This window comes from Amycolatopsis sp. DSM 110486 (assembly GCF_019468465.1).
Lineage (GTDB): Bacteria > Actinomycetota > Actinomycetes > Mycobacteriales > Pseudonocardiaceae > Amycolatopsis.
Genome location: NZ_CP080519.1, coordinates 3,793,453 through 3,808,590, shown reverse-complemented (window position 1 = coordinate 3,808,590; position 15,138 = coordinate 3,793,453). Strand labels below are relative to the sequence as shown.

The window sequence follows — 15,138 nt, the reverse complement described above, 5'->3', positions numbered from 1 at the left end:
TCATCACGAGCCCCGCAATCTCGGGTCGAGCACCGTGTAGAGCACGTCCACGACGAAGTTCACCAGCAGCACCCCCGCCACGAGCACCAGCACGATTCCCTGCACCGTCAGCAGATCGCGCGACGATACGGCGTCGAGCAGCATGCTGCCCAGGCCCGGCAGCACGAACACGCGCTCCACCACCACCGCGCCGATCAGCAGCGTCGCGAGCTGCAGGCCGAGCACCGTCACGACGGGCACCGACGCGTTGCGCAACCCGTGGCGCCGCAACGCCTGCGCCGGCAACAGGCCCTTCGACCGTGCCGTGCGCAGGTAGTCCTGGCCCAGTGTGTCGAGCACGGCCGAGCGGACGTAACGCGTGAGCACCGCGCCCTGCACCAACCCGAGTGACAACGCCGGCAGGATCAGCCCGCGCACGAACTGCCCCGCGTCCTGGTCCGGCGGCGTCCATCCGCCGCTCGGCAGCCAGCGCAGCTGCACCGTGAAGATCTGCACCAGGATGATCCCGGCGAGGAAGGCGGGGATCGCCACGCCGATCTGCGACAGCCCGGAAACCGTGACCCCACTGGGCTTGCGGTGCCGCACGGCCGCGAACATCCCCACCGGCACCGCGATCACCAGCGCCACCACCATGCCCGCGCCGACCAGCCACAACGTCACGCCGAGCCGGTCGAGCAGCTGCGGCCCGATGGCTTCACGCGTGACGTACGAGCGGCCGAAGTCGCCGTGCAGCACGCCGCCGATCCAGCTGAAGTACTGCGTGACGAGCGAGCGGTCGATGCCGAACTCCGCGCGTGTCTTCGCCAGCAGCGCCGGCGTCGCGTTGACGCCGAGCGCGACCTGTGCCGGATCACCCGGCAGCACGGCCATGAACAGGAACACCACGATCGACGCGACGAAGAGACTCGCCACGAGGATCGCCACCCGCCGAAGCACCTTCACCGTCATGCGGGCCTCAGTCCGGTGAGGTCGAACGACTCGCTGACCTGGTTCTTCGCGAACCCAGTGACCTTGTTCTTCGCCACGATCACGTTGGGGTACAGGAACAACCAGTCGGCGGCCGCGTCCGTGTTCAGCTGGCGCGCGACCTGCTTCATGTCGGCGACCTGCTGCTGCGACGTGCCGCTGTCGGCCTCGGCCAGCAGCTGCTGCACCCGTTTGCTGTCGTACCCCCAGTAATACGTGGGTTTCCCGAACGTCGTGATGTCGCGGGCTTCCACGTGCTGGATGATCGACAGGTCGTAGTCGTGGTCGGTGAACACCTGCTTGAGCCACACCGCCGGGAAGTCGAGCGGTTCGATCGTGGTCCGCACGCCGACGTCGGCCAACTGCGACTGCACCACCTGCGCGGCCGACACGGCATACGGCAGGTTCGGGATCCGCAGCCGCAGGTTGAGGTTCTTCACGCCGGCTTCCGCGAGCAGCTGCTTCGCCTTCGCCGGGTCGTATGGGTAGGCGCCGGAAAGGTCCTCGTACCACGGGTCCGTGGGCGGGACCATGCTGCCGATCAGCGTGCCGCGGCCGTTGAACACGAGGTCCAGCACGGCTTTGCGGTCGATCGCGTACGTCAGGGCCTGGCGCACGCGCGGGTCGTTCAGCGGCGCGCGCTGGTTGTTGAACGCGAGCGTGACCTCGCTGTTGGTGGTGCCCTGCAGCACGGTGAACCGGTCGTCGCCCTGGAACTGCGGGATCGAGTCGGCCGAGGTGAGTGAGGAGATCACGTCGATGCCGTTGCTGAGCAGCGCGTTGTTGAGCGCGGTCGGGTCGGCGATGTACTTGAGCACCACCGTGGAGTACGCCGGTTTGCGGCCCCAGTACGCCGGGTTCTCCTTGAGCACGATGGAATCCCCGCGTCGGCGCGACGCGACCTCGTACGGCCCGGTGCCCACCGGTTTGTTCGCCAGGTCGGCCACGCCGGTCGGACTGAACATCGCACCGACGCGGCTGGTGAGGCTGAACAGCCAGCCGTTGCTGGGTTTCGAGAGCACCACGCGCGCGTGGTCGGGCGAGACGACGTCCACGTGGTCGACCACGTCCATGGCCGACTTGATCGAGATCGTCCAGTCGGTCTTCACGCGCAGCAGCGAGAATTTCACGTCCGACGCGGTGAACGGCGCGCCGTTGCTGAACTTCACGCCCGGCTGCAGCTGGAAGTCGTACGTCTTGCGGTCGGGGCTCACGGTCCACGACTTGGCGAGCAGCGGCACGATCCGGCCCCGCGCGTCGAGCTTCACCAGGCCCTCGTAGACGTTGTACAGCAAGGCCTGCGGGATGGCGGCGCCGTCGGCGTGGGTGAAGTCGAAGTTCGCCGGCTCGGCCGTGAAGCCCACCGACAGCGTGTCGGGACCGCTCGACACGCTCGCGCTGGAGCCGGCCGAGCAGGCGGACGCCGCGAGCAGCACCGCGAGCGCCGCGAGGTGGAGCCGGGCTCTCATTCAGCCTCCTGAACCGGCCTTCAAGCAAGTACACTGGTCTGACCAGTAGCCTGAGGTTGGCACCAGACGACGCCGAGGTCAAGGGATGAAGTTCGAGCCGGTGGCCCCGGTCCGCGCCTACGAGCGGATCGTGGAGCAGATCGAGGAGGCCGTGGTCAGCGGCCGCCTCAAACCCGGCGAGCGCCTGCCCGGCGAACGCGAGCTCATGACGCAGTTCGGCGTCGGCCGCTCGACGGTGCGGGAAGCATTGCGCGTGCTGCAGGCCGCCGAGCTGATCCGGTCGCGGCCCGGCGACCCGCGTGGCCCCGAGGTGCTGGCCGCGTCACCGGCGGCGTTGCACCGCTCGATGCACCGGCTCGCCCGCGCCGACCACGTGGGGCTGGCGGAGCTGCTGCAGTTCCGGATGGTGCTCGACGGTTCGGCCCACCTGCTGGCCGCGCAGCTGCGCACCGAAGCCGATCTGTCCGCTTTGGACACCGCGCTCGCGGCCATGCGCGCCGGCGCGCAGGAGGGGTTCGCGCAGTTCAGCCGGGCCGACGTGGCGTTCCACGAGACGATCGCCCGCGCGTCCCGAAACCCGCTGCTGGTGGTGAGCGCCGAGGTCGTGCGCGGAGTGGTGCTGGAGCTGATCGAGGACAAACTCTCGCATGCCCGCGACCGTTCGGCGTTGATGCAGTCGTGGCTGGGCCACCACGCCGAGGTGCTGGAAGCCGTGCGCGCGGCCGACGGCGAACTGGCGGCGCGGCTGGCGCGGCGAGCGCTTTATGACAACTACGCGGAGTATGTGCCGGAAGAGCAGCGCGGGCTGCTCACGCCGTTGCTCTGAACCGGCCTGGAAAACGACCGCAGCCCGGCCGCTGGTGGCACCGGGCTGCGTGATCGCGTTCGGGAACGGTCAGGAGACGAGGTTCGCGTACACGACGATGTTGTCCTTGTAGCTGTGCTCGGCGTGGTCGAACACGCCACCGCACGTGATCAGCCGCAGCTGCGGCTTGTCGGTGTTGCCGAAGACCGCCTGCGTGGGGAAGGTGTCCTTGGGGACCTCGTCCTTGTGGTCCACCACGAACTTCAGCTTCTTGCCGTCGCTGCGCTCGATGTCGACCTCGTCGCCGGGGTTGACGTCCTTGAGCTTGTAGAAGATGCCCGGCTGGTGGTTGCCGTCGACGTGCCCCAGCACGATCGCCGGGCCGACCTCACCCGGCACGGGCGAGAGGCGGTACCACGCGGCCTGCATCGGCGTCTTCACCGACGGCACCGAGATCTGCCCGTCCTTGTTGGGCAGCACGGTGATCAGTGACGACTTCGCGCCGATCTTCGGGATCTCCACCGACGTCGGCCTCAGCCCGGTGAACGGTTTGGTCACCGGCACCGGCTTGCTCACCGGCGCGGGCTTCGCGGCGGTTGCCGGGGCATCCGAACCGCAGCCGCTCAGCGTCAGGGAAAGGAGCAGGGCGCCCGCGATCGCGACGCCCTGCCCGCACTTACCAATCCGGCCAAAAGTAGGCCGGCCCCCGCGCGGCACGTAACCGTTACTGCGAAGCCATCCGGCCGTGGCTGTGGTCGGATTGGTAACGATCGGCGCAGTATTCGCCATCAAGCGGCCATGCCGCCGAAGCCGGTCTCGACGCCGCCCTTGGGCGCGTACTTGACCTGCGAGTTGCCGTCACCGTTGGTCGTGCCCGCGGAGCCCGCGCCCGCGCCGCCCGCCGGCGGAACCGGCTGGTCGCCGGTCTGGTCGCCGCCGCAGGTCCAGGTCGCGGTCACGTTGCCGGCGTCGAAGGACACGCCGTCGTGGCGCTGCACGAGCCAGCCCCAGTAGCGGCCGTCGGTCTCGTCCTGGTGCGGGCCTTCGATCAGGTCGAAGTCGGTCGAGGACACGTTGGTCGGCTCGCCCGCGGCGCAGGCGATCACGAACAGGCCCTGGCCACCGTCGAAGTCGACGCCGTAAGCGATGTCGTCCTCGTACGGCGGCTCCTCCGGCGTGGAGGTCTCTTCGGAGCCCGACGTGGTCGGGGTCGACGAGTCGCTCGGCTCACCGGTGTGGCCCGGGTTGCCCGGCTGGCTGGTGTCGGTCGGCTGCCCGCCGGTGGTGGGCGGGGTGTCCGAAGAGGACGGCGCCTCGGAAGTCGGGGCGTCCGAGCTCGGCGTGTCCGAAGTGGGCGCGTCGGACGTCGGTGCGTCCGTAACCGGCGCGTCGGTGGTCGCCGGGGCGGTCTCCGACGTCGCCGGAGTGCTGCCGTTTTCGTCCTGCGCGAAGGCGGAGGGCGTGACGGCGAGGCTGATCAGGGCGCCTGCGAGCACAGCGCCCGCGAGTCTGCCCAGGGTCTTCTTCACGTGTTGTTCTCCCTGGAAGAAAGCGCGGTGACCCCCACCGCGTCCGCTGATCCTGCCGGAGAAATGGGGGGAACACGAAACGTTTTCGACGGTGATTAAAAGCACCGTAAATGGAGGTAACGAACCCGCGGACCCTGGCGATGAAGTGGCTCAACACCGCGCTCACACACGAAAGCCGGCGGAACCGTGCCTTTACTGTAACAGTTTCCGGCCCGCCGGCGAAGCTCCGTGAATTGTTGACCGAGTTCAGCCCAATGCGGTAACGAGGTCGCGCCAGAGGTCTTCCGGGTCCTCCAGGCCGACACTGAAGCGCAGCAAACCGGCGGGCACACGCTCCTCACCCGGCAGCCACGCACGCCGCTCCACCAGGCTTTCCACGCCGCCGAGGCTCGTCGCCGCGCGGATCAGCCGGACAGTGGAACACACCTTGTCGGCGGCTTCGGCCGTGGCCAGCTCGAACGACACCATCATCCCGAACCCGGGGTAACGCACCTTCGTGACGGCCGGGTGTTCCGCCAAGCGGGAAGCCAGCAGTGCCGCCGTTTTCGTCTGCTCCGCAAGCCGCACCGGCATCGTGCGCAGGCCACGCAAGGCGAGCCACGCTTCGAGCGCGCCGGGCGTCGAGCCGATGCGCGTACGCGCGCCGCGCAGCTCGGCCGCGATGGTCTCGTCGGCCGCGACAGTGATGCCCAGCAACAGGTCGCTGTGACCGCCGATGAGCTTCGTCGCGCTGTGCACCACGATGTCCGCGCCCAGCTTCAGCGGCTGCTGGTGCAGCGGCGTCGCGAAGGTGTTGTCCACGACGACCCGGCCGCGGGTGCCGCGCGCGATGGTCTCGATCTCCATCACTTCGAGCGTCGGGTTCGTCGGCGACTCGAGCCACAGCAGGTCGGCGTCGCAGTCGAGCCACGCCTGCGTGTCGGTGGGTTCGAGCTCGGTGACGGTGATGCGGCCCATTTTCTCCGCGTGGTGCATCGCGCCGCGCGTCACCGCGTAGCTGAACGTCGGGACCGCCACGGACGAGCCGACCGGCAGCGTGTCCAGCACGGCCGACAGGGTCGCGACACCGGAGCCGAAGCTGGTGGCGTGGCCGCCTTCCAGCGCACCGACGGCCTCTTCGAGCGCGTGCCAGGTCTCGGTGCCGTCGGAGCGCGCGTAGACGGAGTCACCGCCGGCTTCGAACGTGCTCGTGGCCACGATCGGAGTGTTCAGGGGCTCGCCGGGGCCGTGCGGCCGCCCGGCCGCGATCGCGATCGTGCGCGGTGTCCAATCGTCCATGAAAGACACCGTAGCTGTATCACCGTTGCCGATCCGGCCACAGCCATGGCGCTATGACCTGCGTCGCAGGCTTCCGGTATGCCCCGGGGGACGCGCCTACTTTTGGCCGGATCGGCAATGGCGCCCACGGCCTCGCAGCCGTGATGTGGCGGTCGGCTCACCCGCGCCGGCGAGCCGACCACGTCTTTCAGTGCGCGTACACCTCGAACTCGTACAGCGAGTAGCCGTAACCGGTCCCCCGCTGCACGCCCTGCATCCGGACGAACCGGGCGTCCGACGGGGTGAACGACACGTTGTCCGCGCCGCCGTTGCCGTCGGTCACCACGGCCGCGTCACGCCAGTTCTCGCCGTCGGCCGAGAGCTGCACCTTGTAGCCCTTCGCGTACGCCGCTTCCCACGACAGCACCACCCGCGCGACCTGCTGCACCGAACCGAGGTCGACGGTGATCGACTGGTTGTCGCTCCAGTCGCTGGCCCACCGCGTGTTCGCGTTGGCGTCCACGGCGTTCGACGCGGGCGAGTTGTAGAAGCCCGTCTCGGCGCTCGTGGCGCTCACCGGCTTGCCCGCGGCGAGGTTGCTGACGTTGTCGCCGCGGTGGGCCGGGTACTCCACGACCTGCTGGAACGTCGGCCGATTCTGCGTGCTGATCTTGTCGTGCGTGATGCCGCCGAGCGGCCGCTGGATCACGGTGTCGGCGCACCACTGGTCACCGGCCGAGCAGTCGGCGTCACCCGGGTACACGGTGGTGGCGGGCTGCGCCGCGGCCGCCGTGAGGGAGTCGACCAGCGCGGTGCGGCAGGTGGTGAGGTCGCCGCCGCCGCAGAACGTGCTGCCCAGCGGACCGGCGACGGGCTGCCCCAGCACCGTGCGGATGTCCTTGCTGACGTAACCCCACCAGCCGTGCTGATACGACGAACCCTGGTGCGGCTGGCCGACGTGCTTGCCCGGCAGCTCGTTCTGGAAACCGGACGGGCTTTCGTTGACCTGCAGCACGTTCGTCATCGCGGTGAACGCGTCGTCGCCCAGGGCGGGCTTGAACTCCGCGGTGACGAGCAGCGGCCACCACGCGTCCATGATCCGGATCGCGTCGGCGTCGTTGTACGCCTTGCTGCCCGGCGCCGATTCCACGCGCTGGTGACCGTGCTGCAGCCACGTCTTCAGCTTCGCCTTGGCGTCGGCCGCCGCGCCGGTGAGCGGCGTCTTGTCGAGCACCTGCAGCAGAAGCGGCAAGACCTCCTCGGCCCGCAAGTCGGCGAGCGCCGCGTCCTCCATGGCCTGCGCGAGGTTCACGCGCGTCACCTTGGTGCCGCTGTTGATGAGCGCCTTCACACGCGTGTCGAGCTGGTCGGCTCGGTGCACGGCCGACTTGTCGGCGCCGCCCGAGGCGTAGCCCTTGGCCTGCGCGTTGTTCCAGCTGACGTAGTAGTCCTGGTTGACCGACTGCGGGTGCTGCGAGGCCGGCGTGTAGTTCGCCTTGTTGCCGTCGGGGTTCCAGCCCTGCCAGTCGTAGCCCTTGTCGCCCCACACCGGCATCATCGGGTCCACAGTGGAATTGCGGACGGGGTTGGCGCCGGAGTTGAAGTAGGCGACGTCCTTGGAGTCGGCGTAGAACCAGTTGAAGGTGAAGTTCACGTCGCTCGCGGCCCGCTGGAAGTCGGCCGCGGAGTGGATGAAGTCGGGGTCGTTGAACTCCTGGAAGCCGATGAGCGAATCGACCTCGTGGAAGTACGAGGACCGCAGCGACGCGTACGCCACCGGCTTGCCGCCGATCGTCGCGCGGCTGACGACCGGGCCGTACTTCGTGCGGTAGCTGCGCAGCGTGTACGAACCGGCGGCGGTGCCGTCGGCCACCGTCGGAGACCAGGTGTTCTTGCGCTCCACGGTGTCCATCGGCAGGCACTGGCCCTGGTAGAGGTAGTAGTTCGAGTCCTTCGTGGCCGGTTTGCCGCTCGGGTCGCACAGCGGGAGCGCGAACGTGTCGATGATGTCCTGCGCCGACGTCGTGGCGCTCCACGAGTAGTCCTGGCCGCGGCCGAGCAGGACGTACATCGAGATGCCGGCGAACGACGCGCCGCGCGCGCTGATGCCCGGGCCCTGAAGTTCCTGCAGTAGGAGCAGCTGCGGCGCGAAGTACCCGGTCTGCGGGCCGAACACGGCGACCGGGTGGCCGCTGGCGGTCTTCGAACCCGAGACGACGAGCGCGTTGGACATGCCGTGCTTGTCGCTCAGCATGTCGCCGGGCAGCACGCCGTTGTCGAACATGCCTTTCGCCGCCTGCTGGTCCGCCGGCGCCTTGACGTCGACCTTCGCGGGCGAGTCGGTGGTCGCGGAGCCCGACTGGTCGTAGACGAGCTGCTGCGGCGTGACGGAACCCTTGTCCGGCAAGGCCAAGCCCTGCGGGTTCGCCGGGGTCATGCCGTAGTCGAAGGTCTGGCCGTCGTGCAGCGTCTTCACGGCCTCGGGGTCGTCGGCCGAGCGCAGGCTCTGCCAGACCTGCTCGCCCTTGGCGACGCCGTACTTCTCCTGCAGCGCGAGCTTCGCGATCGCGTTCTGCACCTCACCACCGCCGCCTGCGCCGAACTGCGCGCCGACCACGGACGCGAGCACCACGAGGTCGGTGAGCTTGAACGGCTCGATAGTGCCGGCGTTGGTGATCGCGTCGACGTGACCGGTGAGCACGTACTCGCCCGGGAAGTAGCGGCCGTTGTGGGAATCGGTGATGTACTTGTTGATCCCGTCGACGTAGGCCTGGGAGTCGGCGAGGCCCTGCCTGCCGCGCGGGCCGCTGGCGGCCGTCGCTTCGATCTGCTGCTGCAGCTCGTCCTCGGTGTAGGGCGCGGCGGCGAAGAACGACTGCTCGAGCTCGCGGTTCGCGGGCGCGCCACCTGCGTACGAGGTCAGCTGACCGCGGCCGACGCGGCGCATGATGTCCATGAGCCACAAGCGGTCCTGCGCGGCCGCGTAGCCGGCGCCGAACTCGGTGCCCGAGCGCGTGGTGCCCTGAATGTGCGGGACGCCGGTGGCTTTGTCGCGCGTGATCGTGACGTCGGAGCGGGGCTGGAGCGTGCTCGCGACCTGGTCGGCGGGGACGCCGAAGGAGGAGTCGTTGAAGAACTTGCCGATGGTGTCGGTGGTCAGCGTCTTGTAGCCGCCGGCGAGGTCGGCGTACTTGCCGAGCTGGTCGTCGGCGTGCGCGGGCTGCGTGCCGAACGCCTTGTTGCCGAGGATCTCCGCCAGCGTCGCGCCGCCGTTCTCCCCCGGCGGGAGGATGTCGTTGCACTGGCCGGCGCAGTAGTCGTTGCCGGGCAAGGCTGCCGAGGCGGGTGGCGCGCCGCCGACCGCTGTCACGAGTCCCACCGCGACAACGGCCAGGGCCGAAACAGCCAGGGTGCGGATGCGTCGTCGCATGCCGGAGCTCCCGTCCACGAGGTTCCCCCAGGGGTGACCCAGCGCACGCTACCGACGGGTAGATGAAGTGTGAAGACTATTCGCGTTTAACCCCTCTTTGGGCCTAGTCCGATCGGCGCAGCGCGACGCCGCTGGGTACGGTGAGCGCCATGACCTTGGAAAAGCCCGAAATCGACCGCCCGGACGGACCCCCTCCCGCCGAACTGGAGATCACCGACCTCACCGTCGGTGACGGCGCGGAGGCCCAGCCGGGCAATGCAGTGACGGTCCACTACGTCGGCGTCTCGCACTCCACCGGTGCGGAGTTCGACGCGTCCTGGAACCGCGGCGAGCCGCTGCGCTTCGCGCTCGGCGCCGGCCAGGTCATCCCCGGCTGGGACCAGGGAGTGGCCGGCATGAAGATCGGCGGCCGTCGCCAGCTGGTGATCCCGCCGCACCTCGCGTACGGCGAGCGTGGCGCGGGCGGCGTGATCAAGCCGAACGAGACGCTGATCTTCGTCGTCGACCTCGTCGGCGTGAACTGAACCTCCGGGCAACCGGGCCGGCTCCACGGGCAGCCCGGTTGCCCGAACTCTTTCGAGTGAACCCCGGTCATCGCTAAGCTGCGCCGATCACCGGCCGGGACCGGTGCCACTGACCAGGGGGAAAGTGACATGCGCGTTCGCGCGATTGTTTCCGCGGCTCTGCTCACGCTCGGGGCCGCGCTCGCCACCGTCGCACCCGCTTCGGCCGTCGCCAACGGATCCGACGTGCCGCAGGGCCGGTTCGAGTTCGCCGCGAAGCTCACGATGACGAACATCCCGCGGCCCGACGGCACGCACTACGACAGCGGTTGCTCGGGCGCGCTCGTCGCGCCGCAGTGGATCCTCACCGCCGGCCACTGCTTCCACGACGTGAACCGCAACCCGATCTCCGGCCCGGTGCCGTACCCGACTTCGGTGCTGCTCGGCACCACCGTGCAGCGCGGCAAGCTCGGCGTGACGCGCCAGGTCACCGACGTGGTCCAGGCCGGCGCAGGCGACATCGCGCTCGCGAAACTCGACAAGCCGGTTCGCGGGATCACGCCGCTCAAGGTGAGCCGCTCCGAGCCGACGGTCGGGCAGAAGCTCACCCTCGCCGGCTGGGGAGCACTGAGCTCAGTGGACGCGGCTCCGTCGATGAAGCTGCAGCAGGGCACCGTGGCAGTCGGCGAGGTCGCGGCCACCACCCTCGGCGTGCACGGCGTCGCGCCGGCCGCGGACACCAGCGCCTGCCTCTACGACTCGGGCGCACCTTACTTCGTGGCTTCGGGCCACGGTGGCCGGATCGTGGCGGTCGAGTCGGAAGGCCCCGACTGCCCACACGACCAGCTGGAGACGACCTCACGCGTCGACGTGGTGGCCGACTGGGTGCTGTCGCAGACCCACTGACACCCAGATACCAGAAGACGGGCTCCGCGCACAGGTCGCGGGGCCCGTTTTCTTTCGCCCGACAAGGGAATTCCTGACCCGGAAGTAGCTGGATAGCGTTGAGGGTCGATCATCGGCGCGCCGCCGGTGGCCCGACGAAGGGAAAGAATGCGCGTCCGCGCCGCTCTCACCGCAGCAGCCCTCCTGCCCCTCCTCACCGCCGGCCCAGCCCTGGCCGTCGCCGACGGGACCGACGTGGCCCCGGGCCAGTACGGCTTCACGGCCAAGCTGACCATGGCGAGCATCCCGCGCCCGGACGGGAGCACGTACACGAGCTTCTGCTCGGGCTCCCTCGTCGCGCCCACGTGGATCCTCACGACCGGCCACTGCTTCCACGACGCGCAGCGCAACCGCGTGTCCGGCCCGGTGCCGTACCCGACCACCGTCACGCTCGGCCTGGTCGACGAAGCGAAGGAGGCGGGCGTCACCCGCAAGGCCACGCAGGTGCTGCAATCCGCGGAGAACGACGTCGCCCTCGTGCAGCTCGACAGCGCGGTCCCGAACATCACGCCGCTGACCGTGAACCGCCTGATCCCGGCCGCCGGCCAGCGTCTCACCCTCGCGGGCTGGGGCAGCCACACGGCGAAGAACCCCGTGCCGTCCTCGAAGCTGCAGCAGGGCACCGTGCAGATCGCCTCCGTGGGCAGCACCACCGTCGGCGTCCGCGGCGTCGCGCCCTCGCCCACCACCAGCGCATGCGTCTACGACTCGGGCGCGCCCTACTTCGTCCCGTCCGGCAGCGGCGGCCAGCTCATCTCCGTGGAGACGACCGGCCCGGACTGCCCTCACGCGACCGTCGAAACGACGTCGCGAGTGGACGTTATCGCGGATTGGATCGCGGCTCGCACGAAATAGCCGGCCGACCGGCGCGGAGAGCGACAGTCAGGATCGCTCTCCGCGCCCCTGCCGGTTGGCGGGTCAGTGCGTGACCGCATTGTTCACGCGTATTTCCCCTCGCGGCGCGCGGTCACGTTCGCCGGAATAATCGCGGCTTTACTTGTCCTTTTTCTTCGGCAGCTGGTCGGCGGCTTTTTTGCCCGCCGGGCCGAGTTTGTCGAGGACGGAGCGCACGCCGCTGACCACGGCGTCGCCGACGGGGTTCGGGTGGTCGTCGTCCGGGTCGCCGATACCGCCGGCAACGCCGCTGGAGCCTGAGTCCATGGTATTTCTCCCCAACTGTTGTTTTATCGGATTACCCGATCAATTACCGATGCTACGCAATCGCCGCACCCACAACAACCGCGCGATTTGGGCCTCCTCTCCGGGAACTGCGCCGAGCCGGTTGTTCATGAGGTGGACGTGCTGGAATGCCGCACGGTAAGGCGAAACTCGCCGTGCCGATTCGCGGTACTCCGTCCAAAAGCGCTCGGCGTAGCGGCGCAGGGGCTTGCCGACGCGGTCGGTGGCCAGTTCGCGCGTCACGTTCTCGAACAGCCGGCCCGCCTGGCGCACCGCGGCCGGGTCGTCCGGGCGGGCGGTGGCCGCGGCCGGGCGCCAGGCGACCGTGCGCGCGCCGCGGCCCGACCAGTACCAGGCGTACTGGTGCAGGAAGCTCACCTGCTGGTCGGCGGGCAGGCCCTCGACGATCGCGGCGGTGTGGGCCGCGGCCTGCGTGATGCGGTGGGTGGAGGCGCGGCCGGGGAGCAACTCCAGCGCGGTGTCGCTGCCCAGGTGGGCCACGCGCTCGGCGAACTCGACGCCGTCGGGGCCGCGGAACTTCGCCAGCTCCGGCTCGTACCAGCGCTTCACGACCTCCGTGCCGCGTTCGGCGAAGCGGCGGTCCAAGTCGGCTTCGACCACGGCACCGGCATCCGGCTGCGCCTGAACCCGAACGCGCAGCTGGAGGCCCGACATGTCCATGTACTGCAGGAAAAACCAACGGCGCAACGGGTGTTCAGTGACCACCGGCCGCACCACCTCGTTCAGCAGCCGCGTGACGGACGGGAGGTCCGGGACGTACACGCGCCAGTAACGCCAGTCGGGCCGCAGCAAGGTCTCAAGCATGGGTCACCACCGTCAGGAACTCGGTCACGCGCCCGACGCTCGCCCCGGCCGCGGGCAGCGCCTCCGTGAGTTCGAGCTCCCCCGCGCCGGCCAGGCCTTTCAACGCCGTCCACGCCGCAAGGGGGTGGGCGAAGCTGAGCCACTGCGGTTTCCCCTGCGGCACCCCGCCCGCGGCCAGACCACGGACGAACACCTGCTCGGGCAAACCGTGCTCGGCCAGGAACATCCGGCCGGCGCGGAGGAAGTCCACATCGGGTCCGCCGGCGACGGCGGGCAGCGCCGACGCCGGCAGCGCCCAGCGAGCACGGCGCAGCACCAGCCGCCCGTCGGTCACGCGCTCGCGGAAACCCGCGCCCGGCACCGGAGCCCACGGGCCCAGCGACAGCCACGGATCCGACAGCAGCTGCAGCACCCGCGGTACCCCGCGCAGCAGGTGCGCGGGCACGGCGCCGAGGTAGCTCAACGCGGCCGGCCGCCCGGCCGGGTCGAGCACCTCCAACGTGCCCGTGGCCAGGTCGTGGCGCACGCGGAACCCGTCGATCGACACGCCACCTGGCCCGGCCGACGGACGTTCGGCACCCCACGACAGCCACGGCGCCGAACGCACGGCCGGCCGCTGCGTGTCCGTCCAGTCGGCGTGCGCGGTCACCTGGTACACCGCGCAACCCGGGAAACGCTTCTCGTGCAACGAAGCCACCGCCGCTTCGACACGGGCTGCCAGGCCGGGCACGCCGGCCCAGCGCGAGACGGCGCCGAGGTAACCCGGGTGCACCTGGTTGACCACCAGCGAATCACCCGCGACCTGCCAGAACACCGAGTGCGCCGGACGGCCGATGCTCGGGCCGACGATGTCGCGTACGTCGGGTTCGGGCACGGCGCAGCGCGAAAGCCACAGCATCGGGTCCAGGTCCCGCACCGCGCGGAACGCGAACTCGGCCAGGTCGGCAACGCCGCCAAGCTCGAAGTGGTGCAGGAAAAACCGGACCAGGTCGTAGTACCCCGCGCGCGGCCGCGCGGTGGCGCCCAGCAGGCCGTCGAGCCGGTCGAGCTCCCCCGCCACCCACGCGGGCGGCGCGGTCTCCGGCTCCGGGCCGTGCGCGACGGTTTCGTGCACCAGACCCAGCCCGTCGAGCCAGCCGGCACGCGCCGGATCGCGTTCCGCCAGCACGGTTCGCAGCCGGCCGCGCAACGCGAGCACGGCGTCTGCCCGGCGCCGGCCGTCCGCGCTGCCGGCCACGACCTTCTCGGCTTCGGCCAGCGAAGGACGTCCCCAGGCGGTGAAGTGCCGGGGTTCGTCGAGCCGCCACGGCGGGCTCACCAGCAGTAACCCCTGGTCCACGAGCCGGCGCACGTCGTCGACGGCGCAGCCCAGCTCCGCGGCCAGCTCACGCAACCGCCGCGGCCGCGCGTCGAGCGGCACCGGCCCGGCCAGCGCGGTGACCTCATCCTCGCGGAAGTACACGCCGTGGCGCATCAGGTGCACGGGCAGCGCGGCCAGCCACTCCGCGCCGACCAGACGAGTGTCCACATTGGGCACCACGATCGGGTCGTCCTCCAGCGCCGCATACGCGAGCCGCGCGGCGACACGCGAGGAACTCACCAGCCGGCACCCCGCGCCAGGGTCGACTGCGCCGCCGAAGTCCCCGACGCCGACGGTCGTCAACGCACCGAACGGGCTCGGCTTCAACGTGGTCCGCACCAGGTACGACACCGCGCTGCGGCTCAGCCGGCCACCGGGTTTGCCCAGCTCAGCGCGTTCGGTGAACGCCGTGACGAACTCGGGGCTCGCCAGCGCCAGCCCGGCCAGCACGGGCCGGCTGCGCAGGGCCGAAGCCACGGCGTGCTGCGCCGAAGCCAGCTCCGCGCCGAGCGCCCGCGTCGCCTTCTCCAGTAGCTCACGCTCGCGCACCAGCAGTTGGTGCCACTCGCCGAGCCGGTCCGCCTCCTCGGCGGCCAGTACTTCCCGCGCGAGCCTGACGCCGGCTTCGTCGGAGCGCTCGTTGAACACGCTCCGACGAAGCCGGATCAGACCGCGCCGCTGCTCGCGCGACAGCTCGTCGCGGCCGATCACGGCGTGCAACGCATCGCAAACCGGTTCCGCCAGCGCGGTTTTGCGCGCGGCGGCGGACTCGGCCTCCTCCAGCAGGGCGACGGTCTCCGGGGCACGCAGACCGTCGAGCACGCCGGCGGGCAGGCCGCAGATCCGGGAGACGAGCAGCTCGGACACGAC

Annotated in this window: 13 protein-coding genes; 4 read left to right on the top strand and 9 right to left on the bottom strand. The window is 70.0% G+C overall.

All coding sequences use genetic code 11. The annotated features are described in order from the left end of the window. Positions 1–3: 3 nt before the first annotated feature. Both K1T34_RS18430 and K1T34_RS18425 read right to left on the bottom strand, forming a co-directional pair. Entirely contained in the window at positions 4–948 is a 945-nt protein-coding gene (locus tag K1T34_RS18430; protein WP_220245476.1) for an ABC transporter permease, read from the bottom strand. After that, positions 945–2,435 carry an ABC transporter substrate-binding protein gene (locus K1T34_RS18425; protein WP_220245475.1) on the bottom strand — a complete coding sequence of 497 codons (1,491 nt, stop codon included), beginning with the start codon at positions 2,433–2,435 and terminating at the stop codon, positions 945–947. Before K1T34_RS18425 ends, K1T34_RS18430 begins: the two co-directional genes overlap by 4 nt. An 85-nt stretch (positions 2,436–2,520) precedes the next feature. On the opposite strand from K1T34_RS18425, the gene K1T34_RS18420 reads away from it, so the two are divergent. Further along, complete coding sequence (locus tag K1T34_RS18420; RefSeq protein WP_220245474.1) at positions 2,521–3,261, top strand: FadR/GntR family transcriptional regulator; 741 nt, start codon at positions 2,521–2,523, stop codon at positions 3,259–3,261. A gap of 69 nt (positions 3,262–3,330) precedes the next feature. Here K1T34_RS18420 and K1T34_RS18415 read toward each other — a convergent pair whose 3' ends face one another. From K1T34_RS18415 to K1T34_RS18400, 4 genes are all read right to left on the bottom strand, one after another. Next, positions 3,331–3,924 (bottom strand): class F sortase, encoded by a 594-nt coding sequence (locus tag K1T34_RS18415; protein ID WP_220247274.1) that lies wholly within the window; start codon positions 3,922–3,924, stop codon positions 3,331–3,333. A 104-nt stretch (positions 3,925–4,028) separates the two neighbouring features. Next, positions 4,029–4,769, bottom strand: a complete 741-nt coding sequence (locus tag K1T34_RS18410; RefSeq protein WP_220245473.1) for a hypothetical protein — start codon at positions 4,767–4,769, stop codon at positions 4,029–4,031. A gap of 246 nt (positions 4,770–5,015) precedes the next feature. After that, positions 5,016–6,047 (bottom strand): PLP-dependent aspartate aminotransferase family protein, encoded by a 1,032-nt coding sequence (locus K1T34_RS18405; RefSeq protein ID WP_220245472.1) that lies wholly within the window; start codon positions 6,045–6,047, stop codon positions 5,016–5,018. A gap of 187 nt (positions 6,048–6,234) precedes the next feature. Further along, positions 6,235–9,456: a penicillin acylase family protein gene (locus K1T34_RS18400; protein WP_220245471.1), complete on the bottom strand. Its 3,222-nt coding sequence runs from the start codon at positions 9,454–9,456 to the stop codon at positions 6,235–6,237. Between the two features lie 149 nt (positions 9,457–9,605). Here K1T34_RS18400 and K1T34_RS18395 point away from each other — a divergent pair, with 149 nt between their 5' ends. The 3 genes from K1T34_RS18395 (at position 9,606) to K1T34_RS18385 (ending at position 11,759) form a co-directional block, all read left to right on the top strand. Further along, a complete protein-coding gene (locus K1T34_RS18395; protein ID WP_220245470.1) occupies positions 9,606–9,980 on the top strand; it encodes an FKBP-type peptidyl-prolyl cis-trans isomerase in 375 nt (124 codons plus the stop codon). Positions 9,981–10,109: 129 nt separating this feature from the next. Then, complete coding sequence (locus K1T34_RS18390) at positions 10,110–10,865, top strand: trypsin-like serine protease (RefSeq protein ID WP_220245469.1); 756 nt, start codon at positions 10,110–10,112, stop codon at positions 10,863–10,865. A 147-nt stretch (positions 10,866–11,012) separates the two neighbouring features. Then, on the top strand, positions 11,013–11,759 hold the full coding sequence (locus K1T34_RS18385; RefSeq protein WP_220245468.1) for a trypsin-like serine protease: 747 nt from the start codon (positions 11,013–11,015) through the stop codon (positions 11,757–11,759). 138 nt (positions 11,760–11,897) lie between these two features. On the opposite strand, the gene K1T34_RS18380 is transcribed toward K1T34_RS18385, so the two are convergent. From K1T34_RS18380 to K1T34_RS18370, 3 genes are read right to left on the bottom strand one after another with little or no spacing between them, the layout of a single operon-like run. Continuing rightward, positions 11,898–12,065: a hypothetical protein gene (locus K1T34_RS18380; protein WP_220245467.1), complete on the bottom strand. Its 168-nt coding sequence runs from the start codon at positions 12,063–12,065 to the stop codon at positions 11,898–11,900. Positions 12,066–12,104: 39 nt separating this feature from the next. Then, on the bottom strand, positions 12,105–12,908 hold the full coding sequence (locus K1T34_RS18375; RefSeq protein ID WP_220245466.1) for a thiopeptide-type bacteriocin biosynthesis protein: 804 nt from the start codon (positions 12,906–12,908) through the stop codon (positions 12,105–12,107). Further along, positions 12,901–15,135 carry a hypothetical protein gene (locus K1T34_RS18370; protein WP_220245465.1) on the bottom strand — a complete coding sequence of 745 codons (2,235 nt, stop codon included), beginning with the start codon at positions 15,133–15,135 and terminating at the stop codon, positions 12,901–12,903. The genes K1T34_RS18375 and K1T34_RS18370 overlap by 8 nt, the downstream gene beginning before the upstream one ends. Positions 15,136–15,138: the final 3 nt, after the last annotated feature.